General features: G+C 69.3%; 17 protein-coding genes. 13 read left to right on the top strand and 4 right to left on the bottom strand.

Annotated elements, in window-relative coordinates; genetic code table 11:
- Window positions 1-73 precede the first annotated feature (73 nt).
- From MJ602_RS00345 to MJ602_RS00375, 7 genes are all read left to right on the top strand, one after another.
- Window positions 74-559 carry an Lrp/AsnC family transcriptional regulator gene (locus MJ602_RS00345; RefSeq protein ID WP_243018947.1) on the top strand — a complete coding sequence of 162 codons (486 nt, stop codon included), beginning with the start codon at window positions 74-76 and terminating at the stop codon, window positions 557-559.
- 209 nt (window positions 560-768) lie between these two features.
- Entirely contained in the window at window positions 769-1,548 is a 780-nt protein-coding gene (locus tag MJ602_RS00350; RefSeq protein ID WP_243018948.1) for a DUF3667 domain-containing protein, read from the top strand.
- Window positions 1,549-1,663: 115 nt separating this feature from the next.
- Window positions 1,664-2,830 (top strand): helix-turn-helix transcriptional regulator, encoded by a 1,167-nt coding sequence (locus tag MJ602_RS00355; protein WP_243018949.1) that lies wholly within the window; start codon window positions 1,664-1,666, stop codon window positions 2,828-2,830.
- A 154-nt stretch (window positions 2,831-2,984) separates the two neighbouring features.
- Complete coding sequence (locus tag MJ602_RS00360; RefSeq protein ID WP_243018950.1) at window positions 2,985-4,661, top strand: TPM domain-containing protein; 1,677 nt, start codon at window positions 2,985-2,987, stop codon at window positions 4,659-4,661.
- On the top strand, window positions 4,658-4,990 hold the full coding sequence (locus MJ602_RS00365; protein WP_243018951.1) for a hypothetical protein: 333 nt from the start codon (window positions 4,658-4,660) through the stop codon (window positions 4,988-4,990). The genes MJ602_RS00360 and MJ602_RS00365 overlap by 4 nt, the downstream gene beginning before the upstream one ends.
- Window positions 4,991-5,025: 35 nt before the next feature.
- Window positions 5,026-5,484, top strand: coding sequence for a lysozyme inhibitor LprI family protein (locus tag MJ602_RS00370; RefSeq protein ID WP_243018952.1), 459 nt, complete (start codon window positions 5,026-5,028; stop codon window positions 5,482-5,484).
- A complete protein-coding gene (locus MJ602_RS00375; RefSeq protein WP_243018953.1) occupies window positions 5,481-5,870 on the top strand; it encodes a hypothetical protein in 390 nt (129 codons plus the stop codon). Before MJ602_RS00370 ends, MJ602_RS00375 begins: the two co-directional genes overlap by 4 nt.
- A gap of 65 nt (window positions 5,871-5,935) precedes the next feature.
- On the opposite strand, the gene mltA is transcribed toward MJ602_RS00375, so the two are convergent.
- The 3 genes from mltA to MJ602_RS00390 form a co-directional block, all read right to left on the bottom strand.
- Window positions 5,936-7,084 (bottom strand): murein transglycosylase A, encoded by a 1,149-nt coding sequence (mltA, locus tag MJ602_RS00380; RefSeq protein ID WP_243018954.1) that lies wholly within the window; start codon window positions 7,082-7,084, stop codon window positions 5,936-5,938.
- A gap of 295 nt (window positions 7,085-7,379) precedes the next feature.
- A complete protein-coding gene (locus MJ602_RS00385; protein ID WP_243018955.1) occupies window positions 7,380-8,198 on the bottom strand; it encodes a carbon-nitrogen hydrolase family protein in 819 nt (272 codons plus the stop codon).
- On the bottom strand, window positions 8,198-12,325 hold the full coding sequence (locus MJ602_RS00390; protein ID WP_243018956.1) for a YhdP family protein: 4,128 nt from the start codon (window positions 12,323-12,325) through the stop codon (window positions 8,198-8,200). Before MJ602_RS00390 ends, MJ602_RS00385 begins: the two co-directional genes overlap by 1 nt.
- On the opposite strand from MJ602_RS00390, the gene glnE reads away from it, so the two are divergent.
- The 6 genes from glnE (at window position 12,324) to MJ602_RS00420 (ending at window position 23,018) form a co-directional block, all read left to right on the top strand.
- Complete coding sequence (glnE, locus tag MJ602_RS00395; protein ID WP_423246673.1) at window positions 12,324-15,176, top strand: bifunctional [glutamate--ammonia ligase]-adenylyl-L-tyrosine phosphorylase/[glutamate--ammonia-ligase] adenylyltransferase; 2,853 nt, start codon at window positions 12,324-12,326, stop codon at window positions 15,174-15,176. The two genes, MJ602_RS00390 and glnE, sit on opposite strands and share 2 nt — an antisense overlap.
- Window positions 15,177-15,276: 100 nt before the next feature.
- Window positions 15,277-15,993: a TetR/AcrR family transcriptional regulator gene (locus MJ602_RS00400; protein WP_243018958.1), complete on the top strand. Its 717-nt coding sequence runs from the start codon at window positions 15,277-15,279 to the stop codon at window positions 15,991-15,993.
- Window positions 15,986-17,404 carry an efflux transporter outer membrane subunit gene (locus MJ602_RS00405; protein ID WP_243018959.1) on the top strand — a complete coding sequence of 473 codons (1,419 nt, stop codon included), beginning with the start codon at window positions 15,986-15,988 and terminating at the stop codon, window positions 17,402-17,404. The genes MJ602_RS00400 and MJ602_RS00405 overlap by 8 nt, the downstream gene beginning before the upstream one ends.
- Window positions 17,405-17,452: 48 nt before the next feature.
- Window positions 17,453-18,616 carry an efflux RND transporter periplasmic adaptor subunit gene (locus tag MJ602_RS00410; RefSeq protein WP_243018960.1) on the top strand — a complete coding sequence of 388 codons (1,164 nt, stop codon included), beginning with the start codon at window positions 17,453-17,455 and terminating at the stop codon, window positions 18,614-18,616.
- A 12-nt stretch (window positions 18,617-18,628) separates the two neighbouring features.
- Window positions 18,629-21,706 carry an efflux RND transporter permease subunit gene (locus tag MJ602_RS00415; protein ID WP_243018961.1) on the top strand — a complete coding sequence of 1,026 codons (3,078 nt, stop codon included), beginning with the start codon at window positions 18,629-18,631 and terminating at the stop codon, window positions 21,704-21,706.
- 109 nt (window positions 21,707-21,815) lie between these two features.
- Window positions 21,816-23,018, top strand: a complete 1,203-nt coding sequence (locus MJ602_RS00420) for an HD-GYP domain-containing protein (protein WP_243018962.1) — start codon at window positions 21,816-21,818, stop codon at window positions 23,016-23,018.
- A 19-nt stretch (window positions 23,019-23,037) separates the two neighbouring features.
- Here the strand turns inward: MJ602_RS00420 and MJ602_RS00425 are convergent, their stop codons facing one another.
- Window positions 23,038-23,970 carry a MerR family transcriptional regulator gene (locus MJ602_RS00425; protein WP_243018963.1) on the bottom strand — a complete coding sequence of 311 codons (933 nt, stop codon included), beginning with the start codon at window positions 23,968-23,970 and terminating at the stop codon, window positions 23,038-23,040.
- Window positions 23,971-24,244: the final 274 nt, after the last annotated feature.

Here is a 24,244-nt window from a genome sequence, read left to right on the forward strand (position 1 = left end):
GCCGATAGGTGTTTGCTTTTGATGCCGCATTTGCGCTATCTTGCGAAAGATCCTTTCTCATTTGGTGGATATTTTGAACAACCTGGACAAATTCGACCTGACCATCCTGCAGGAACTGCAATCCGACGCGCGCCTGACCAACGCCGAACTGGCCCAGCGCGTGGGCCTCTCGGCCGCGCCCTGCTGGCGCCGCGTGCGTGCGCTGGAGGAGACGGGCTTCATCAAGGGCTACCGCGCCGAAATCGATCGGCGCAAGATCGGCCTGGGCGTGCTCGCCTTCGTGCGCCTGGATGCCGACCGCAACACCGGCGGCCTCACGCAGGCCATGGAGGAGGCCATCCGGAAGATCCCCGAGGTGGTGTCGTGCCACTACATCAGCGGCACGGGCACCTTCGAGCTGCAGGTGGTGGCGCGCGACCTCGACAGCTTTTCGCAGTTTGCGCGCGACGTGCTGCTGCACCTGCCCAACGTGAAGGACATGCACACCAGCTTCTCGCTCGGCGAGGTCAAGGCCAGCGGTGCGCTGCCGCTCAGCCACCTGCGGCAGGGAGCCATGTGATGCTATCGTTTTCATAGCATGCGGCGCTTATCAATGAGGAGCTCCAGATGAATTTGCGCTTGAAAGCCATATTCGACAAGCGCCATAAGCTATGAAATTCATAGCGCTTCTGCACCCCCAAACCGACCCCGCTTCATCCACCTGAACGATGCCAGGCCCCGGCCCGCGGGCGTACCATGCGCAGCCCCTGCCTGCCGCCCCGCCGCCCTGTGACGCTCCCCACCATCGACACCCTGTTCGACACCGCGCAGTGCCTGAACTGCACCACCCCGCTCACCGGCCCCTACTGCGCCCAGTGCGGGCAGAAGAAGGCGGGCCGCATGGGCGCTGCCACCGTGCGCAAGGAGGCCTGGGCGCGCTTTCGCTGGTTCGAATGGGACATGGTGCGCAACGCGCTGCGCGTGCTGCCCCAGCCCGGCACCGTGGCGCGTGAATACGTGCGCGGCCGGCGCAAGGACCACCCGCACCCCCTCACATTGCTGTGCCTGGCCATTGGTTGCCTGCTGATCGTGCTGGGCCACACCGACTACCTCCGGCCCGCCTTTCCCAGCGAGGCCGCAGCGCGCATGTACGCGCTGGTCGCCGCGTATTCCAAGTGGTCGTTTTCCCTGGGCGCGCTGGCCGCCTTCGCCAGCGCCTGGCTGCTGCTGCGTCGCCGCATGGGCTACAACGCCACCGAGCTGCTGGCCTTGGCGCTGTACTGCCAGGCCGTGTTCATCGCACTGCAGATGGCCAACCAGCTACCTCTGGTGCTGGTGCCGTCCCCCGGCCTGATGCAGTGGCACAAGGCCTGGTCCCCCTGGTACATGACGGCGCTGCAGGCCCTGTGGTTCATGCTGGCACTGCGCCAGTTCTTCGTGCTGGACCTGCGGCGCGATGGCCTGCGGCTGCTGCTGGCCGGTGGGCTGTTCGCCGTGCTCAAGTGGCAAGCCACCGCGCTCTATGCCCGGGCGGTGGTGGAGCTGGTGCTGTGGCAGATGGGGATGTAAGAAACCGCAAAAGGCGTGCGAAAAGTCCGCCCCATCATCCACCTGGATGATGCCCCCTCGGTAGCGCACCCCTACCATCCAGCCCATTCCACGCAACCAACGCAGAAGGGCCGCAGTGAGCAACAAGAACTGGCACGCACAGCACCTGGCCATCCCCCGTTTCGAGGCCCTCATCGCCGAGAGCCTGGAGGCCGTGGGCGAGCCCGGCATGGTGCCGCGCCTGTTGCGCCATCTGGGCCAGGCACTGGGCAGCCACAAGGTGGTGCTGTTCTGTCCCCTGCCTGGCGAGGGCGACCCGCTGGCAGCCCACCAGTGGGGCATGCCCGATGACTTCCTGGAGCGCTACGCCCGGCTGATCCAAGGGCAGGACGCCTGGAGCGAAGCGCTGGAACGCCAGCACGAACAGGCCCTGGCACGCGGCGGCTCCCTGAGCCAGCAGCTCATCGCCACCAGTGCACTGAAACGAAGTGGCTTCTACGCCGACTACCTGCGCCCCCTGGGCATCGACGCCATGGTCAACAGCATCGTCGAAGCCTCGCCCGAGGTGGGCGTGCATGTGCTGGCGCTGTACAACGAGCTGGGCCAGCCCGAATTCACGCCCGCGCAGTTCGCCCAGTTGCGCGCCGTCACACCCTGGGTGCGCAGCCTCATGCGCGCCCAGCGCCGCCTGCAGCAGGCCCAGCGCCACACGCAGGCGCTGGAGCGCACGCTGGACCAGCTCCCGCTGGGCCTGTTGCACGTGGACCGGCAGGGCACGCTGCGCTACCTCAACAACCATGCGCGCACCTGGCTGGGCGTGGACGACGAGGGCCGCATTCTGCTGCGCCACGCCACCGGCTGGCAGGCGCGCGCCCCCATGCAACTGGCCGACCTCCATACCGCGCTCCCCCCGCTGCATGCGGCCAGTCAGAGCGCGCGCACGCCCGTTTCGGCCCGACTGCACACGCCGCAGGGCCTGGCCCTGGTGGCGCTGGCCACGCCGCTGCGCGGCGGCCCGGCAGCGCAGGAGCCGATCACCCAATTCGTCCTGGTGCCCGAAACCCTGCCCCAGGCCCACGCCGCCATGCCCGTGTGCGGCGCGCTCTACGGCCTGACACCCGCCGAGGCGGCCCTGCTGCCCCTGCTGCTGCAGGGCATGACGCCGCGCGAAATGGCCGACACCCAGGGCGTGAAGCTGCCCACCGTGCGCACCCAGCTCGCCAGCCTGTACGCCAAGACCGGCACCCGGGGCCAGGCCGAGCTGGCCCAGCGCGTGCTGCGCGTGGCGGCCCTGGTGGCTTGACGATGGGACACCCCCCTGAGTCGCCTTTGGCGCCTTCCCCCCGCTCTCGCAGCGCTGCGGGGCGGCCCTTGCGCGGGAGCACTGGCCTGGGGCGCGCCCGTATCGACGCCACGGCCCACTGAATTCACCGATCCAATCTGAGGAACCTGCACCCATGAAGCAACCCTACCTTCGTCCCGTGGCATGGGCCTGCGCCGCCCTGATCGGGCTCGCCAGCACAGGTCTGGCCCTGGCGCAAAAAGCCACCGTTGCCGGTGCCAAGCCCCAGCGTGCGCAACTGGCCGCCGAGCTGGCCGCCACGCTGCAGGCCTGCTCCTACGACGGCAGCCCGCTGGCCTTTTCGCCGCCCGACCTGTCCAAGGGCGGCAGCAGCGGCAAACAGGTGGTGGCCGAAATCATGCGCTACACCGGCCTGCCGGCCAACTTCGTGGTGGTCGAGGGCCAGGTGCCCAATGCCGCCGCGGTCATCATGGCCGGGCCCGACAAGGTGCCGCGCCGCGTCATCGCCTACAACCCGGCCTTCATGGGCGAAGTGATCCGCGCGACCCAAGCCAACAACTGGGCGCCCGTGAGCATCATGGCGCACGAGATCGGTCACCACCTCTCGGGCCACACCATCGTCCCCGGCGGCAGCCAGCCGCCTATCGAACTGGAGTCGGACAAGTTCAGCGGCTTCGTGCTCTACAAGATGGGCGCACCGCTGAAGGACGCGCAGAACGCCATCGCCACGCTCATCCCCGAGGCCGACGGCCAGACCCATCCCGGCCGCCGCAAGCGCTTGGCGGCCATCGCCAGCGGCTGGATCGAAGCCTGCGAGCTGCAGGGCGGCGGCGCGCAATGCCAGGGCGGCAAGCCGGTCGCCACGGCCCAGGCGCCTGTGGCCCCCGCACCCACCTCCAAGCCTGCCACCCAACCGGCCATGGCCCCAGTCATGGCAGCGCCCGCTGCACCGGCCCCGGTGGCCGCCACCGCCACAGCGCAGGTCTTGCCCAAGGCCGACACCAGCGCCCTGCCCTCCAAGGGCGGGCAATTCATCTACGACGAGTTCGGCGTCCTGGACCCGGCCATCCGTGCCCAGTTTGAAAAGCAGATGTACGAGCACGCGCAGGCCACGGGCGTGGAAATCGTGACCCTTCTGGTCAAGGACCTGGGCGGCAAGAGCGCCGAGGACTACGCCCACGCCATGATGCGCCAGTTGCGCGTGGGCAAGCTCGATGTGGGCAACGGTGCGGTGCTGGTGGTGGCGCCCGAGCAGAACCAGGCCGCTGCCGTGCTGGGCGCGGGCGTGCGGCTGGACATGGGCAGCCACGACAAGGCCGCGCAACTGGAGCGCTGGATCAAGACCGCCTGGCCCCTGTGCAAGAAGAAGAGCGCCTGCGGCGGCTGGACGGAAAACCTGATGCTCGCGGCCGACCACATCCGCCGCGACACCCGCCACTCCGACTGGACCATCGCCTACAACACCTTGGGCGACATCCAGAAGGCCGACGCCGCCGAGAACGGCAAGGCCGTGCCACCGCAGGACAGCAAGGTCTGGCGCAAGATTGTGCGCCTGTCGGGCACGGTAGAGAGCCTGAACCCGCCGCCCGGCAACAAGGCGGCATGGGTCAACGATGTGAAAGTCAAGAACGGCCAGAAGGCCGTGCTGATGCGCAGCAGCGAAGGCCTGACGGCCATGCTCTACATCGACCCGCGCACCGAATCGCTGATGCCCGGCGGCAAGATGGAGCAAGGCAAGACCTACACGGTGATCGCGCGCGCATCGGGCCTGTCGTGGAACCCCAAGGACACGCAGTCGCTCGACCTGCTGAGCTACAGCGTGGCCGAATGACCCCACCCCCAGGCCTGCAAGACCTGCGCCGCCACTTCGGTTTCGTGGAAGCCGACTGGGGCTTTGCCTTGGTCGAATTCACCGACCAGCCCCAGGCCTTCGACAACTTCGTGGCACGGTATGAACGCGCGCCCTTTGCGCTGTGCATCACGCGCGAGCGCGGTCAGGTCTTCATCGAACTGCGCCACGGCAACGGGCCTTGGCACGCCAGCGAGCCACTGCTGGCGCGCCTGGGACTATCGATGCAGCGCCGCCCCACAATGGACGACGGCGCCTGGAGCGGCTGGGGCATCGCCCCGCAGGCCCAGGCACTGCAATGCCATGGGTAGCAGCTCCTGCAAATCCTCCAGAATCCCTGATCACCATGCCCACCCCCCACACACCACCCAGCCACCGCGCACTGGTCTGCGCCGCACTGGCGGCACTGGCCACCCTGCCCGCCCAAGCCACCGCACATTTCTGCGGTCGCAGCGCGGCCCACCCCATCGACAAGACGCTGGCGGCGGCTGCGCAGCGCAGCGGCGGAGTCACGGTGGACCTGAGCGACGCCCAGAGCGCAGCCTATGAGGCCTGGGACAAGGAACTCAACCGCCTGTACGCCGCGCTGCTCAAGGCCACCGATCCTGCACAGCGCGAGGCCCTGCGCGCCGCGCAACGCGCATGGCTGGCGTTCGACAAGGCGCAGGGCCATTGGGTGGCCGTCCAGCACGCCGACGAAGGCACGTCAGCAGCACTGAACATCGGCGGCGCAGCGCTGGAGCGGCGCCGTGCGCGCGTGTGCGAGCTGCTGAACGACCTGGAAGGCTTGCAGGCCACGCGATGATGCGCCGCACACTGCTGCAACTGGCGGGCCTGCTGGTCCCCGCGCTCGCGCAGGCCCGCGAGGCGGTGTGGCTGCGCATCCGCAACGACAGCCCGCAGCCCTTTGAGCATGTCTGGCTGGGCCTGCCGCGCCAAGGCACCGATGTGGACCTGGGGCCTGTACCGCCGGGCCAGACCAGCCGCTGGCACGCCTTTCCGGCCGCGCCGCCACACTACCGCAAGGCCCGCGTGCAACTGGCCGCGCGCCAGCTCGTGCATGTCAACGACACAGCCTACCCACACGGCCACACCGCGCTGGCGCCGGGCCGCTACACCTTTGCCTACCGGATCGAGGGCGGGGCGCTGCAACTGACGGTGGTCAAAGAAGCGCCTGAAAGCACCGACTGATGCTATTATTTTGATAGCTACTAGCGCTTATAAAATAAGCGCCAGAGGCCAATTTGGCATAAAATTCAGCGCGGCCAGAGCGCCCACAGCCGCAGCCCCTGCTTGAGCCGCCCGGCGATCTCCCCGGCCTCCTGCCCCCAGCCGGTGAAGTAGTCGGCCCGCACCGCACCCAGGATGGCGCTGCCCGTGTCCTGCGCCAGCACCAGGCGGCCCAGTTGCACCTGTGGCCCGCTGGAGGCCAGCCACACGGGCGTGCCGTACGGAATGCTCTGGCGGTCCACGGCGATGGAGCGGCCCGGCGTCAGCGGCACGCCCTGCGCACCGCGCGGGCCGAAGCCGGCGTCGAGCGCATCGAGCGGCTCCTCCTTGAAGAACACGTAGCGCGGGTTGCTCCACAGCAGCTCGTTCACGCGCTGCGGGTTGGCGGCGATCCAGGCCTTGATGCCGGGCCAGGTGGCGTCGCGCGTGAGTCCCTGGTCCAACAACCAGCGGCCCACGCTCTGGTAGGGCTGGTCGTTGCTGCCTGCGTAGGCCACGCGCACCATGCGCACACTGCCGTCGGGCTCTTGCACGCGCAGGCGGCCCGAGCCCTGGATGTGCAACACCATGGCGTCCACCGGGTCGCGCAGCCAGGCAATGGCGCGCCCGGCCAGTTGCGCCTGCACTTCGGGCAGGGTGTCGATGTCCTGGCGCGAGTACCAGGGCTTGCGCTGACCCAGCGTGGCGGGAGGGCGGTACAGCGGCACCTGGTAGCCGTTGCCGCTGGTGCGGGCCGCGTCCAGCAGGGGTTCGTAGTAGGCGGTGAGCAGGCCCTCGGCCTGGCCGTCGTGCGTTTCAATGCGGTAGGGTTGCAGGCGCGCCACCATCCAGGCGCGTTGCTCGTCGCTGCTCGCAATGCTGAGCTGGCGCACCTCGCCACACAGCGCCTGGAAGGCGGGCGCGGGGCGCTCGCAACTGCGCACCCAGGCGTTCCAGGCCTCGTGCAGCGCATCGTCGGAAAAGCCGGGCAGCTCGGCCCAGCGCACCGGCACCCAGCGGCTCTTGGGCTGCATGCGCGCCGGGGGCAGGGGCCCCGCATCACCGGGCAGTGCGACGGGCGCTCGGGTGGACAGCGGTGGTTCGGGCGCGGTGTCCACATCGGGTGCCGAAGAGCAGGCCGCCAGCGTTCCTACAATCAGTGCCATCGCCCCAAGGCGCAGGAGATTCCATGTCATGGTTCTGATTTTGCTTGAAGCCCTGGCAGCGCTGCTGATCCTGGTGCTGATCGTGTGGTGGACCATGTTTTCGGGGCGGCCCGGAGGTGAGCCGCCGGACGAAGACAAGTAGGCCATCAGCGTTTTCAGGGCGCTTGCACCACCCGCGACGCATGAAACTGGCACGCCCCAGGCCAGGGCTCCCGCGCAAGGGCCGCCAGTATTCCCACGTGCGGGCGCTGGCAGCGTCCCCCCTCCCCAATCGCGCAGCGATTGGAGAGAGGGGGGAAGGTGCGCAGCACCTCAGGGGGGTGCTTCACTTCAACACCCGGTGCGTGAGCGCAGGCAGTTGCGCGCGCACCTGCTGCAGGTGCTGTGCATCCAGCGTGCCCACCACCAGTCCCGGGCCTTGCGCCTGCAGCGCCTGGACGCTGCCCCAGGCATCGACCAGCATGCTGTGTCCCCAGGTGCGGCGCCCGGTTTCGTGCCGCCCGCCCTGGGCCGGGGCCAGCACATAGGCCTGGTTCTCGATGGCACGGGCGCGCAGCAGCACCTCCCAGTGCGCCTGGCCGGTGGTGTAGGTGAAGGCGCTGGGCACCAGCAGCAGGTCGGCGCCTGCCTGGGCGTGCTGGCGGTACAGCTCGGGAAAGCGCAGGTCGTAGCACACGCTCAGCCCCACGCACCAGCGCTGGCCCGCGCGGCTGTGCAGGCTGAACTGCACGGGTGCACTGCCCGGTTCGATGACACTGCCTTCGTCGTAGCGTTCGCTGCCGTTGTCAAAGCGGAACAGATGGATCTTGTCGTAGCGCGCCACGCAATCGCCGCCTGGCGCATACGCCAGCACGGTGTTGCGCACCTTGTGCGGGTCTGGCGTGGCCAGCGGCACGGTGCCGCCCACGATCCACAGGCCCAGCGCACGGGCGCTTTCGGCCAGGAAGGCCTGCATGGGGCCTTCGCCCGGCGCCTCGCGCAGGGCGAGCTTGTCGGTGTCGCGCGCGCCGATGGCGCCAAAGTACTCGGGCAGCACCGCCAGTTCCACCCCCTGGGCGGCAGCCTGCTCCAGCAGGGCGCGGGCGCTGGCCTGGTTGTCGGCCCAGCGCGGGGTGGAGACCATTTGCACGGCAGCGATCTTCATCAGCGTTCTCCGGGTAAGGCGTCCGAGGCCGGCGTGGTGGCCCCCGGCTCGGTGGCTGCGCCTCGGGCGCGGCGTGGCAGGCGCGTGACGCGCGGGTCGGTCCAGGTGCCGTCGATACGGAATTCCTGCGTGGCCGCCTCGATCAGCGGGCCACGCAAGGCCATTTGCGCCAGAAAGCTGCCCAGCCCGATCACGGGGTTGATGGCCGTGGCCACGAGCGAGGCGGTCATGGCGTTGATCTCGGGCACCACCACCACGTGCAGGTCCTGGGTTTCGCGTTCGATGTCGGCGCGGCCCTCCATCAGCACGGCGGCGTTCACGCCCTTCATTTGCAGGTTGTTGGTCATGGCCACCCCCTGGTCAATGCGCACGTCACCACGCACAAAGTCAAAGCTGAAGCCCTCGCTGAACACGTCGCGGAAGTCCAGCGTCAGCCGCCGGGGCAGCGCCTGCAGGCTGAGCACGCCCAGGAGCTTGGCCAGACCGGGGTCGGCCTTGAGGAACTGGCCTGCTTCAATGGCCAGCTGCACCTGGCCGGTCATGGTCGCGTAGTCGGGGCTGACGGGCGCGCCGCGCCAGGCCACCATGCCTTCCATGCGGCCCTTGCCGCGGCGCAGCGCACCGCTCTGACCCAGGCGCTCCAGCAGTTGCCCGGCGTCCTGGATGTCGAGCCGGAAATTGAGCACCGTGCGCCGGGGGGCGGCCGTGCCCGTTGCCAGCCCCGGTGCCTGCAGCGAAGCCCAGTTCCCACTGGCCTGGAACTGGGCCTCGGGAGTGATCAGGTTGAACTTGGCCAGCCGCCACTCGCGCTGGCCGCCATCAAGTGCCCGGTTCTGGGCCTCGACTTCCAGGCGCCCCAGGCGGCGCCCGCGCAGCTCGAAGTCGTCCACCACGATGTCCAGCGCGGGCAGGCTGGCCGGCTGCGCGTCCAGCATGGCCTCCACCTGCGTGGCAGCGCTTTGCGGCATGGACATGCGCGCCAGGCGGGCGTGCAGGCGGGCACTGCCTGCATCGGGCGCCTGCGCCTGGCGGTACTCCACGTAGCCGCCGAGTTCACGTGCGTCGAGGTTGGCGCGCCAGACCAGGCCCTGGCGCGATCCGCCCACCACCACGTCGTGCAGGGTGCGCCCCTGCGCGGTCACCGAGCGGGCACGCAGGGCCAGCACGTTGGGCAGATAGTCCTGCAGCGTGCTGGCGGCGTCCTTTCCGCCCTGTGCCGGGGTGCCCGCCAGCAATGCCTGCCAGGTATCCACGTCCACATCGCCCAGCTGGAGGTTGGCGGCCACGCCGCGCTCCGGCGTGGGGGTTCCCTCCTGAGAGCCCAGGCCGAGCGTGACGGAGCCATTGACCACCTGGGACGTTCCGCCCACCCAGTCACGCAGGTAGTCCACCGCGCCCACGCCTTCCACACGCAACGCCAGCCGGTCCTGCAAGGGCACCGCCGCGCCGTTGGGCGCAGGCGCCAGCGACGCGCGTGTGACCTGGTTCTCGAAGCGCACCGGCAAGGCCGACTCGGCCGCCTTGCCCAGCGGCGCAGGCAAGGCCAGCGCCATGCCTTGCAGGCTGGTGCTGACCTGCAGCTCGGGCACCCCCCTGCGCACGGCAAACCCCAGGCTGTAGGGGGTGGTTCCCGTGGCCTTCTGGGCCAGTTGCGCCAGCACGCCGAGCTCGCGTGCCTGGCGCAGCCCTTCGGCACTGGCGGTGCCCTGGGCGCGCAATTGCAGCAGGGGCGCCTCCAGCGCCGCAGGGCCTGCGGTGGGCGGGCGCATGCCGCCTTCCAGGCGCACATCGCCCCCCAGCGCACGGGCCTGCACGCCCGCAAGGGCAAAGCCGGTCTCACTGAACTGCACCGTACCACGCGTGCGCGTCAGCGCCGGGGTGTCGGGCGTGATGCGCAGGTCGTTGCCTGCCAGGGTAAGCGCTCCCTGCACGCGCGACTTGTGCATATCGCTGATCGGCAGCTCCAGCTTCAGCCGAAGGTCGGCATTGCCACTGCCCTGGGCATCGTCCAGGGCGTGGCCGGTCATGGCCGACAGGGGTGAGGCCTTCATCAGCGCCAGCAGTTCAGGCAGGGGACCGCGCGCATCGGCGCTCACGCCCACCACGGTGTGGGCCAGGTCGGGAATCTCGGCCTGCACCTTGCTGGCCTGCAGGCCGGGGCGGCCCTCAAAGCGCCCGCTGGCGTCGCGCACGCGCATGGACGAGCGCTCAAAGATCAGCTCCCCGCCCAACTGCACCAGCACGGGCCAGGGCGGCTCACCCACGGGTTGCAGCCGCGGCGGCACGAAACCAAAGGTCACATCGCGCACCTTGGCCGCGATGCGAAACTCGCCCTGGCGCGGGTCGTTGAAGGGCATGTCGTACAGGTCGCCGCGCACGCGGAACTGCACATCGCTGGCCTTGCCTGCCAGCACCGCGTCGCGCACATAGTGGCGTGCATCGGGCGGGATGGACAGTGGCAGGTAGCGGTGCACGCGCGTGCCGTCGGCGCGTTCGAGTGTGCCGCTGAGGTCCAACACCCCCGGAAAGCGAGAGCGGCTGCCCGAACGCGCCGGATCGCTGGTCTGCCAACTGGCGCGGGCCACGCCCTGGGCATCGGCATTGGCAAAGCGTGCGTCGCTGATCTGCAGGCCGATGCGCTCGCCATCGATCTGCCATTGCACGCTGGCGTGGAACTGGTCCAGCGGCAGCACCGGCTCTTCAAACACCCCCGGCAACACCAGGGCACCCTGCTCCATGGACACCGTGGCCGAGCCGCCCTGCTGCGTCAGGTCGAAGTCCATGGTCGCGCCACGCAACCCGATCGCCTGGGCCTGCGCGCCATTCACCTCGGTGGGCTGCGGCCTGCCCGCCAGCGACAGGCCCGACACACGCCCACGTGCCTGGTAGCTGCGGGGTGCGGTCAGCGGCCCCTGCCAGCGCGCTTCGATGGCTTCCACCAGGCCCTGGGGCACGTAGGTGCGCAGTGCCTGGTGTGCCTGCGCGTCCAGTGGCAGGCGGTCGGCGATGCGCGCCAGCAGGGCCAGGTCCAGCCGGTCGGCCTGGAACTCCCCCTGCTCGGGGTTGCCCTTGCGCGCCTCGGTGTGCTTGATGCGGGCATTGCCACCGGGCCAGCGCAGTCCGTCGTCGGTGGTGAACTGCAGGTTCTGGGTCGAAACCTCCATGCCCCCCGCCAGACGCCGCGCCCCCAGGCGGCCCTGCACCGAGGGCAGCACCAGGGGCTGGAGTGTCTCGGCCAGGGTGGTGTTCACATCGGCCAGCGCCAGGTCCACAGTGCCGCCCATCCACTGGCCGCGCTCGACATCCACCCAGGCACGCACCGCCCCGCGCCCCTGTGCCACGGCAATGCCCAGGTCGGCATGGCGGTGCAGGCGCGAGACATCGACCCGCGCAAACTGGGCGTACAACTGCCCACTCCAGTCCTGCCAGCGCCCGCTGTGGGTGCTCAGCAGTGGCTGGCGGAACCGCCCCACCAGCGTGAATCGATCGCCCCATTCGGGCGGCGGCGTAGCGTCGATGCGCAGGCTGTGGCGCCAGTTGCCGTTGCGCACCACGATGTCCACATCCCGCAGCGCCAAGGGCGGCGCGCCGCGCAGCTCATCGGTCCAGCGCAGCGTACCTCCGCGGATGACGAGTTCCGGTTGCGAGAAGAACCAGTCGGCGGCCGCCCCGTCGTTCGGCCCCTGGTCGGGCAACTCCAACCCGGCCAGCAGGATGCGCCCTTCGGGCGTGCGCCGGATGTCCAGCTCGGGGCTGTCGATGTACAGCTGCTCGAAACCGAATTTCCACAGCGACCGGGGCGAGACCGCCAGCACCACCCGCGGCAGGCGCAGTGCCTCACGCCCCTGGGGGTCGAGCAAGGCCACATCTCCGAGCTCCACAGTCGGGATCAAGCCCTCGGTGCGCGCCGTCACCGTGCCCAGTCGCACCGGTACCCCCAGCACCTGCGTGGCCTGCTCTTGCAGCTGCGCACGGTAATTTCCGATACGCGGCACAATCCAGCCATGCAGCGCCCCCCAGGCCACCGCCATCAGCAATGCCACACCCAGCAACAGCCCCAGCGACCAACGGGCGAGCCATGCCATCGTTCGGAGCAGGCGCGTCGGATGGGCAACAGGCACGTTCATGGCAGGCATTGGATGTGGCCGGGATTATGACCCGCACCCCCGGTGCCGGTTCCTTCTCCCTGGCACTTGTTTTCCAGCCGTCTTGTCGCCCACCACTGTGACCACCGCCGCCCCCACCCTCGACCCGGCCCTGCACTCGCGCTTTTACCAACGCCTGCAGCGCCGCTATGCCGACGAATGGTCCCTGCTGCCGCCGGGCGCACCGGTGCGCGCCAACATGCTGCAGACATTGGCAGCGCTGCAGGAGCGCGGCCAGCCCCTGCCCGCAGCACTGCGCATCCTGCGCCAACTGGTCATGGCGCGCCTCATCGAGCTGGACTGCTGCGCCCAGGCGCCGCTGGCCACCATCACCCAGGCAACGACCGAGCTGGCAGAGATCGCGCTCGACCAGGCCTGCCGCCAGGCCCGCGCCGAACTGGACAGCCGCCACGGCCACCCCTGCGGCCCCGAAGGCCAGCCGGTCGAGTTCTGGATCATCGGCATGGGCAAGCTGGGCGCACGCGAACTCAACGTGTCCAGTGACATCGACCTGATCTACGTGTACGAGCACGACGGCGAAACCAGCGGCACCCCCGACGGGCGCGGGCGCATCTCCAACCCCGAATACTTTGCCCGCGTGGCCCGGCTCATCCACACCACGGTGGGCGACACCACCGAGCATGGCTGCGTCTTCCGCATGGACCTGGCGCTGCGGCCCAACGGCAACTCGGGGCCGCCCGCCGTATCGCTGGCAGCGCTGGAGGAATACCTGCAGGTGCAGGGCCGCGAATGGGAACGCTTTGCCTGGCTCAAGAGCCGCGTGGTTGCGCCCAGCGACAGCATTGCCGGTACGGCCGTGCAGGCCTTGCGCGGTGTGGTGCTGCCTTTTGTGTTCCGGCGCTACCTGGACTACAACGTATTCGAGTCCCTGCGCAGCCTGCACCGCCAGATCCGCGAACACGCCACCAAGCGCAGCGCAGGCCACCCCGAGCGCGCCAACGACGTCAAACTCTCGCGCGGGGGCATCCGCGAAATCGAGTTCACCGTGCAACTGTTGCAGGTGGTGCGCGGCGGGCAGTTCCCAGAGCTGCGCCGCCGCCCCACGCTGGACGCCTTGCAACGCCTGGCGACCGCAGGCCTCATGCCACCGCAGTCTGCACAGGCCCTGGCGCGCGCCTACACCTTCCTGCGCCAGGTGGAGCACCGCATCCAGTACCTGGACGACCAGCAGACCCATGTCCTGCCCACGCGCGATGACGACCTGACCTGGATCGCCCAGACCATGGGTTACCCCGACTGCCCCGCATTCCTGCACGAACTGAACCTGCACCGCGAATTGGTGGCGCAGGAGTTCGACACGCTGCTGGGCGCCGAAGAACCCAAGAAATGCAATGGCTGCAACGGCGGCTCTGCCAACGGTGCAGCCAGCACACCCGAGCTGGAAAGCCTGCTCGAACAGCTCCCTCCCCTGCTGCACGAACGCGTGGCCGAGTGGCGCAACCACCCCCGCGTGGCCGCTCTGCGCGAAGAGGCCCGGGGGCGATTGCTGCGCCTGGTGCAACGCACGGCCCAATGGGTGCGCGAGGGCCGCGTCGGCGAAGAAGCCGCCGTGCGCCTGGTCAACTGGCTGGAGCCGCTGATGCGCCGCGAAAGCTACCTGGCCTTGCTGCTGGAGCGCCCCGCCGTGCACGAGCAACTGCTGCACCTGCTGGGCGCAGCGCGCTGGCCCGCGCGCTACCTGCTGCAGCACCCCGGCGTCATCGACGAGCTGGCCGGCAGCCAGTTGCTGTCGGAACGCTTTGTCGCGGCCGACTTCGAGCGCGACCTGCAACTGCGCCTGGCCTCGCTGCGCTCCACCCAGGAAGACGACGACGAAGCACTGCTCAACCTGCTGCGCCGGGCGCACCATGCAGAGACTTTTCGCACCCTGGCGCGCGACGTGGAGGGCCGCATCACCGTGGAACAGGTGGCCGACGACCTCTCGCTGCTGGCCGACAGCGTGCTGCGCATCACCGCCCAATGGTGCTGGAGCCGCCTCAAGCAACGCCACCGCGACACGCCTCAGTTCGGCATCATTGGCTACGGCAAGCTCGGCGGCAAGGAGCTGGGCTACGGCAGCGACCTCGATATCGTGTTCGTCTTCGACGACGACGACGAACGCGCCCCCGAAATCTACGCCGCCTTCGTGCGCAAGCTCATCAACTGGCTCACCGTCAAGACGGGCGAAGGCGACCTGTTCGAAATCGACACCGCGCTCCGCCCCAACGGCAACTCCGGCCTGCTGGTCACCAGCTTCGAGGCCTATGCCAAGTACCAGCAACAGCGCGGCAGCAACACCGCCTGGACCTGGGAACACCAGGCCATGACACGCGCCCGCTTTGTGCTGGGCAGCGAAGACCTGCCCGGCGACGCCGCAGCCACCCAGCCCCCGTTGCGCGAACGCTTTGACGCCGTGCGCAAGGCAGTGATCACGGCAGAACGCGATCCAGCAGCACTGCGCCAGGAAATCCACGCCATGCGCGAGCGCGTTCGCGCAGCGCACCCCGCACCCGAGGGACAGTTCGACGTCAAGCACAGCCCCGGCGGCATGGTGGACGCCGAATTCGCCGTGCAGTACCTGGTGCTGTCGCAATCCGCCGCCCACCCCGAGCTGGTGGACAACGTGGGCAACATCGCCCTGCTGCAACGCGCCGAGGCCGCAGGCCTGCTGCCCCCCGGCGTAGGCCAGGCGGCTGCCAGCGCCTACCGCGAACTGCGCCGCGTGCAACACCGTGCGCGGCTGGACGAAGTTCCTACGCAGCGGCCGCTGGCAGAACTGCACAAGGAACAGACTGCCGTGCTCGCCTTGTGGGATGCGGTCTTTGGGGGCTGACGGTGTGCGGACCGGATCAATGGCCATTCGCCCCAATGGCCCTCCGTGCGTCACCGCATTTTCAAACAACTGTTTGAATTTGGTGTTCTAATGCGGCCCCATGGCCGTCCGTGAACCCATCCAAGCATCCACACCACGCGATCCGCGCAGCGACAGCGAGCCCACGCGCGAGCGGCTGTTGCTGGCAGCGCTGCGGCTGTTTTCGCAGCAGGGCTATGCCCGCACCTCGGTGCGTGCCATTGCCCAGGAGGCCGGCGCCAACGTGGCCGCGATTGCCTACCACTTTGGCGACAAGGCGGCGCTCTACACCGCCACGTTCTACGAGCCCCTGGGCAGCAGCCAGGAGCCGATTGCCTACTTCAGCGAACCGGGCATAGCGCTGGAGACGGCACTGCAGCGCTACTTTGAAAGCTACCTGGAGCCGCTGCGCCACGACGACCTGATGCGCCAGTCGCTGCGGCTGCACATGCGCGAGCTGCTGGACCCCACGCATGTGTGGCCCGAGCTGATCGAACGCGAATGCCGCACCCCACACATGGCCCTGCTGCGCCTGCTGTGCCAGCACCTGGGCGTGGCCCGGGCGGACGACGACATGCACCGCCTGACCTTTTCCATTGCCGCGCTGGTGATGCAGATGTGGACCCAGCACGACGTGCTGCAGGCCGTGGCACCCCGGCTGACGCGGCCGCAGGCCCTTTCCGCCTGGGCGCAGCGCCTGACTGGCTACGCCCTGGCCATGGTGCACAGCGAGGCTGAACGCCGCCGCGCACTGGCATCCCCTGCACCTTCCTCTCGAAAGGCCCCTCCCCATGCCTGACCACACCCTCCACCGCCTGTGGTGGGCGGCCTGCCTGCCCCTGGTGCTGACCGCCTGCGCCACCCAGGCCCCGCCACCACAGGTGGATGCACCCACCCCCACCGCCTGGCAGGCCCCGCTGCCGCACCAGGGATCGGTGCAAGCCCTGGGCGACTGGTGGGCACAGTGGGGCGACCCGCTGCTGGTGGAGTTGGTACAGGACGCACAAGCGCTGAGTCCGGATCTGGCACAGGCGCAGTCGCGCATCGTGCAGGCGCGTGCTGCACTGACGGGCAGCCGCGCCGCGCTGACACCCTCGGTGGATGCGCAAGCCAGCGCCAGCCGGGGCTTCAACGAGTCCGTCCGCGCCGTGGCCAGCACAGCCCAGGCAGGCCTGCAGGCGCAATGGGAGATCGACCTGTGGGGCGGCAATGCCGCCGCCGAGCGCGCCGCCAGCGAGCGGCTGCAGGGCGCACAGGCGCAATGGCATGCCGCCCGCGTGAGCGTGGCGGCCGAGGTGGCGCTGCAGTACAGCAGCCTGCGCACCTGCCTGCAACAGCAGGCCATTGCCGAGGACGATGAACGCTCGCGCGCGCAGACCGCGCGCCTGTCGCAGCAGAGCGAGCGCGCCGGCTTTACCGCCCCGGCGACCCACGCACTGGCCCAGGCCAGCGCCGCCGAAGCCGTGGTGCGCAGCGCCCAGCAGCGCATGCAGTGCGCGCTGGAACTCAAGGCGCTGGTGGCGCTCACGGGCCGCGATGAAGCCACGCTGCGTACCCGGCTGGCACCCACGCCGCTACAGCCACCGACCGACGCGCTGCTGCGCATTGCCACGCTGCCCGCCCAGGTGATTGCCCAACGCCCCGACGTGTACGCCGCCGAGCGCGAGGTGGCCGCCGCCAGCGCCGACGTGGGCCAGGCCCAGGCCCAGCGCTACCCACGCCTGGCGCTCAGTGGCACCATTGGTGCCGCCCAGGTGCGCACGCAGGGGTTGCAGACCGACCTGAACACCTGGTCCCTCGGCCCACTGGCCCTGAGCCTGCCGCTGCTCGAGGGTGGCCGCCGCGCGGCGCAGGAAGACGCAGCCCGGGCCCGCTACGACGAAACTGTGGCCCTGTACCGCGCCCGCGTGCGCCTGGCCGTGAGCGAGGTGGAGCAGGCCCTGGTCCGGCTGGACGCCAGCGTGGGCCGCACGGCCAGCGCCCAGGCCGCCGCCGAGGGCTACCGCACCGCCTTCCGCGCCACCGAGGCACGCTGGCGCGCCGGACTGGCCAGCCAACTGGAGCTGGAAGACGCACGCCGCACCGCCCTGGCGGCCGACCAGTCGTTGGCACTGCTGGCCCACGAGCGCGCTGGCGCCTGGGTCGCCCTGTACCGCGCCGCTGGCGGCGGATGGCAGGCCCCGGTCGCCATCACCACGGCTCAGCACTGACGCACCTACCCCCTTGTTGGGTTGCACCCCATCCACGGAGCATTCTTCATGCGCAACACCTTGACCTCCCACCCTGCCACCCTGGCGCTGGCCGTCTTCCTGCTGGCCAGCGCGGGCCTGTGGACCTACTCCAGCGCCACCCATGCGCAAGACAGCGCCAAGTCCCCACGCCCCGCACTCACGGTGCAGACCGCGCCGCCGCAACGCACCGCCATGGCCCAGCGCCTGGCCGCCAACGGCAATGTGGCCGCGTGGCAGGAAGCCAGCATCGGCGCCGAGAGCAACGGCCTGCGCCTGACCGAAGTGCGCGTGAACGTGGGCGACAGCGTCAAGGCCGGGCAGGTGCTGGCCACCTTTGCCGCCGAGATGGTGCAGGCCGACGTCGCCCAGGCGCGCGCCAGCCTGCTGGAGGCCAAGGCCCATGCGGCCGAGGCGGCGTCCAACGCCGAGCGCGCACGCACGCTGCAGGCCAGCGGCGCCTTGAGCGCGCAGCAGATCGAGCAATACACCACTGCCGCCCAGGCCGCGCAGGCCCGGGTCGAGGCGGCCCAGGCCTTGCTGCAGGCGCAGCAGCTGCGCTTGCAGCACACCCAGGTGCGCGCACCGGACCACGGCGTCATCAGCGCCCGCAGCGCCACCGTGGGCGCCGTGGTGGGTGCAGGCACCGAGCTGTTCCGCATGGTGCGCAAGGGGCGGCTGGAATGGCGCGCCGAAGTCACCGCCACCGAGCTGGGCCGCCTGCGTCCCGGCACGGCAGCCCAGGTCACGGCGGCCAGTGGCGCCAGCGTGCAGGGCCAGCTGCGCATGGTGGCCCCCACGGTGGACCCGCAAACGCGCAACGCCCTGGTCTATGTGGACCTGCCCGCGCACCCCGACCTGCGCGCGGGCATGTTTGCGCGCGGCGAATTCCTGCTCGGCCAGAGCGACGCGCTGACCGTTCCGCAAGAGGCGCTGGTGGTGCGTGAGGGCTTCACCTACCTGTTCGTGCTGGGCGCAGACCAGCGCGTGCAACGGCTCAAGGTGCAACCCGGACGGCGCGCGGGCGAGCGGGTAGAGATTCTTTCGGGCCTGGACGCCGGTGCGCCGGTGGTGGTGCGCGGCGCGGGCTTCCTCAACGATGGGGACCTGGTGCGCGTGGCCTCGGGCCCCGAGAAATCCGAAGACAAACCGGCTGCAGCGCCCGTCAATCAAGCGCAACCAGCTATCAAATAAGGAGCATTCGGCATGAATGTATCCACCTGGTCGATCAATAACCCCATCCCGGCACTGATGCTGTTTGTGCTGCTGTGCTTTGGCGGCCTGCTGTCCTTCAACGCCATGAAGGTGCAGAACTTCCCCGACATCGACCTGCCCACCATCTCGGTCACCGTGGCGCTGCCCGGCGCCGCGCCGGCGCAGCTCGAAAACGACGTGGCGCGCAAGATCGAGAACAGCATCGCCACGCTGCAAGGCCTCAAGCACATCTACACCAAGATCCAGGACGGCGGCGCCACGGTGACGGCCGAATTCCGCCTGGAGAAACCCACGCAGGAGGCGCTGGACGATGTGCGCTCGGCCGTGGCGCGCGTGCGCGGCGACCTGCCCGGCGATGTGCGCGACCCCATCGTCACCAAGATGGACCTGGCCGCGCAGCCGGTGCTGGCCTTCACCATTGCATCGAGCCGCATGGACGACGAGGCGCTGTCCTGGTTTGTGGACAACGACGTGGCCAAGAAGCTGCTCACCGTGCGCGGCGTGGGCGCCGTCAACCGCGTGGGCGGTGTGGAGCGCCAAGTGCATGTGGCACTCGACCCGCTCAAGCTGCAGGCCCTGGGCACCACGGCGGCCGACATCTCGCGCCAGCTGCGCCAGGTGCAGCAGGAGAGCGCGGGCGGCCGCACCGACCTGGGCGGCAGCGAGCAGCCCGTGCGCACCCTGGCCACGGTGCAGACGGCACAGGAGCTGGCCGGCCTGTCGCTGGCGCTGCCCGACGGGCGCGCGGTGCGCCTGGACCAGCTCGCCACGGTGCGCGACACCTTTGCCGAGCCGCGCGCGCTGGCGCTGCTCGACGGCCAGCCGGTGGTGGGCTTCGAAGTAGCGCGCAGCAAGGGCGCGAGCGAGGTCGAGGTCGGCGCCGCCGTGCAGGCCGCACTGGCAGAGCTGCGCGCACAGCACCCCGGCCTGGAAGTCACCGAGGCCTTCAACTTCGTTGCGCCGGTGCAGGAGGAATACGACGGCTCCATGCACCTGCTGTATGAGGGCGCACTGCTGGCGGTGCTGGTGGTGTGGCTGTTCCTGCGCGATGCGCGGGCCACCTTCGTTTCGGCCGTGGCGCTGCCGCTGTCGGTCATTCCGGCGTTCATCGGCATGTACCTGCTGGGCTTTTCCATCAACGTCATCACGCTGCTGGCGCTGTCGCTGGTGGTGGGCATTTTGGTGGACGACGCCATCGTGGAGGTGGAGAACATCGTGCGCCACCTGCGCATGGGCAAGTCCCCTTACCAGGCGGCCATGGAGGCGGCCGACGAGATCGGCCTGGCGGTGATCGCCACCACCTTCACGCTGATCGCGGTGTTCCTGCCCACGGCCTTCATGAGCGGCATCGCGGGCAAGTTCTTCAAGCAATTTGGCTGGACGGCCTCGCTCGCGGTGTTCGCCAGCCTGGTGGTGGCGCGCCTGCTCACGCCCATGATGGCCGCCTATATCCTCAAGCCCATCGTGGGCACGCACCACGAACCGCGCTGGATGGGCGTGTACCTGCGCTGGGCCGCCTGGTGCGTGCGCCACCGCTGGACCACGTTCGCCGCCACCATCGCCTTCTTCATCGGCTCGCTCGCGCTCATCCCACTGCTGCCCACGGGCTTCATCCCACCCGACGACAACTCACAGACCCAGGTGTACCTGGAGCTGCCGCCCGGCGCCACGCTGGCGCAAACGCGCGCGGTGGCCGAGGACGCACGCCAGCGCGTGATGGGTGTGGCGCATGTGAAGAGCGTGTACACCACCATCGGTGGCGGCACGGCCGGGGCCGACCCCTTCATGGGCAGCGGCAACACCGAAACACGCAAGGCCACGCTGACCATCCAGCTCGCACCGCGTGGCGAGCGCCCGCGCAAGCAAGGCATTGAGCAGGGCATCCGCACCGCGCTGGAAAGCCTGCCCGGCGTGCGCTACAAGGTGGGCCTGGGAGGCTCGGGCGAGAAGTTCATTCTGGTGCTCACCGGCGACGACCCGCAGGCACTGACCAGCGCCGCACTCGCGGTCGAGAAAGACCTGCGCACCATTCCCGACCTGGGCAACATTGCGTCCACCGCCAGCCTGGTGCGCACCGAGATTGCCGTGCGCCCTGACTTTGCGCGCGCTGCCGACCTGGGCGTGACCAGCAGCGCGATCGGCGAGACGCTGCGCATCGCCACCCTGGGCGACTACGACGTGGCACTGCCCAAACTCAACCTGGCATCGCGCCAGGTGCCCATCGTCGTCAAGCTGCAAGATGGTGCGCGCCAGGACCTGGCCCTGCTCGAACGCCTTGCCGTGCCGGGCAGCAAGGGGCCGGTGCTGCTGGGCCAGGTGGCGCAGCTCGAATTCAGTGGCGGCCCGGCCGTGGTGGACCGCTACGACCGCGCGCGCAACGTCAACCTGGAGGTGGAACTCTCGGGCCGGCCGCTGGGCGACGTGACGCAGGAAGTGCAGCAACTGCCCTCGCTGCGCAACCTGCCGCCCGGCGTGCGCCAGGTGACGGTGGGCGACGCCGAGGTGATGGGCGAACTGTTCGCCAGCTTCGGCCTGGCCATGCTCACCGGCGTGCTGTGCATCTACATCGTGCTGGTGCTGCTGTTCAAGGACTTCCTGCACCCCGTCACCATCCTGGCGGCACTGCCACTGTCGCTGGGCGGGGCCTTCGTGGGCCTGCTGATCGCGCAGAAGAGCTTCTCCATGCCCTCGCTCATCGGGCTCATCATGCTCATGGGCATTGCCACCAAGAACTCCATCCTGCTGGTCGAGTACGCCATCCTGGCACGGCGCGAACACGGCCTCTCGCGCTTTGACGCACTGATGGACGCCTGCCACAAGCGCGCACGCCCCATCATCATGACCACGCTGGCCATGGGCGCGGGCATGCTGCCCATCGCCATCGGCTTTGGTGCGGCAGACCCCACGTTCCGCTCGCCCATGGCGGTGGCGGTGATTGGCGGTCTGATCACTTCCACGTTCCTCAGCCTGCTGGTGATTCCGGCCGTGTTCACCGGTGTGGACGACCTGGGCCAATGGTTCGGCCGCATGGCACGCAGGCTGCGCCGATCGCCCCCGGCAAGCCACTGAAGGCGACGCGAACCTTGCGGTAAATCAGGTGTCCATGGAAATGGCGCCTGAAACCTGGGGTTTGCGTGCTTTTGCCCCCCAGGGGGGCGGCCGATAATGCGGCCACACCATGAACCTCGTACCGCTCAGCATCGACTCCATCCACTTCGGCCAGCCACTGCCTTTTGTGCTGCGCGGCGCCGATGGAACGCTGCTGGCGCAAAAGGGCTTCATCATCCGCAACCGGGAGGACTTGAACGTCTTGCTCGCACGCGGCGTGCAACTGTATGTGGACACGGATGAGTCCGGCGAAAGCCACCGCGCCTATGTCGCGGGTTTGCAGCGCATGCTGATCGCCGACACCAACATCGGCGAAATAGCCAGCATGAAGATCAGCGCGTCGGAGCCCGTGGAGCGCAACCGCCCGAACACCGGCCCGGCCGACTGGCCCGAGCTCCAGGAACGCGCGACCAAGCTGCTGCGCTTTCCCCAGGGGGGCGACTTCGGGTCGCGCTTTCAGGCGCTGCACGAGGAGCTGCTGCGCCACACCACCCAGACCCCGGACGCCACGGTGCTGGCGCTGATCTACCTGTCGGCCCAGGAAACCCGGCTCTACAGCGCCACACACGCCATGCTGGTGTCCTGCGTGTGCATGCTGACGGCGCGCGAGGTGCTCAACTGGCCCGAAGCCAAGGTGCTGACGCTGGGCCGCGCGGCCCTGAGCATGAACCTGGCCATGACCGAGCTGCAGGACCAGCTGGTGCAACAGGCGCACCCCCTGACGGCCACCCAGATCGCAGCCGTGGAGAACCACGCCACCCGCTCCGAGGCCTTGCTGCGCCAGCTGGGTGTGGCCGACCCGGTCTGGCTGGAGGCCGTGCGCTGCCACCACCACCGCCTGCCCGGCCCACTGAACGACAAGACCGAAGCGCAGCAGCTTGCACGGCTGATCCAGCGTGCCGACATCTTTGCCGCCCGCCTGGCACCGCGCGCGACACGCTGGCCCATGCCCGTGACCGCCGCAATGCAAGCCAGCTACTACGACGAGGAGCAGCATGTGGACGCCGCAGGCGCCGCCATCGTCAAGGCCCTGGGCATCTACCCGCCCGGCGCGTTCGTGCGCCTGGCCACGCAAGAGATCGCCGTGGTGCTCAAACGCGGGCCGTCGGCCACCACGCCGCGCGTGGCAGTGGTGATGAACCGCTCGGGCATGCCCACTGGCGAACTCATCCCACGCAACACGGCGCAGCCCTCGTGCAAGATCACCGGCCCGGTGGCGCACAAGGATGTGCGCGTGCAGATTCCGGTCACCCGCCTGATCGCCATGGTCTGAGGCCCGGTTCCGGGCCGCGTCAGGCGGAGGCGTGCTGGGCGCGCCAGCGCGCCACCTCGGAGTGCAACTCGCCCAGCACCGGCAACGCGCGCACCCCCGCCAATCCGCGCACACCCTGCGCTGCACCCCGGCCACCCGCCCAGACCTGCACCTTGGGCGCCAGCTGAGCCCGCAGGGTCTTGAGTCCGGCGTGTACCGCCTGCGGCCCCATCACCGAGGAAAAGCTCAGCGCCACGATGTCCGTGCGCTCCGCCTGCACGGCCCGCACGATATCGGCAATCGGCGTCTGCGGGCCCAGCGACAGGCAGTGGCAGCCCTCCAGCGCCAGCAACGCCTGTGCCATCAGCAGGCCCAGGCCATGCGCCTCCTGCGGCAGCGTGGTCAGCAGCACGCGGGGGGCCGCGTCGGGCGCCGGTGCCGGTACGGCGGCAATGGCGTTGCGCAGCACCCCGGTCATGCATTCGGTGTAGAGGTGCTCCTCGTACACCTGGATGCGTCCTTGCACCCAGGCCTCGCCCACTGCGGTGGTCAAGGGCGCCACCAGCGTGGTGACAAAGCGCACCAGCCCCATGCGCAAGGCCGCCTGGCCCAGCATGTGGCGCAGCGCGTACATGTCGTGCTGCTCCACGGCGCGCAAGCCCTCCAGCACCTGTTCGGCCACGCCTTCGGGGGCCGGCACCATGGCCGGTGGTTCTGGCGGTGATTCGGCTCCCCCCAGGTTCTGCAACTCATGCGGCGCCAGGCCCACGATGCGGCCAGGCCGGTGCCCCGCGTCCATCAGGCGGCGGATGGTGCGCAGGCGCTCGACCTGGTCTGCCGGATAGCAGCGGTCGCCCGCCGCATCGCGCTCAGGGCGCGGAAAGCCGTAGCGCCGCTCCCAGACGCGCAAGGTGTCCTTGGACAGGCCGGTGTCACGCTCCACCGCGGCAATGGAATAGAGCACAGGCGCCATACCGGCAGGGTCGTGATGCATAGGTGAGGTGCTCAAGGGGTCGGAGGTCCGGCTGCGGAACTGCGCATTGTCAGGGGAAATTCACAGGCCCTGCAGAGTTGGACAAACTGTGCTTAAATTCTATCACTGTCCTAGACAAACAAAGGATTTGTCCAATGCGAACCCTGACCTCCCACTCCTGCCCTGGCGCCCAGGCTCCAGGGTGGCACGCCCCCGGAGCACGGCGCGTCGGTGGCGCGCCTTGCAAAAATTTGCACAACAGGGTCTGGAACTT

Origin of the sequence: Simplicispira sedimenti (assembly GCF_022760965.1) — a bacterium.
Taxonomy (GTDB): domain Bacteria; phylum Pseudomonadota; class Gammaproteobacteria; order Burkholderiales; family Burkholderiaceae_C; genus Simplicispira; species Simplicispira sedimenti.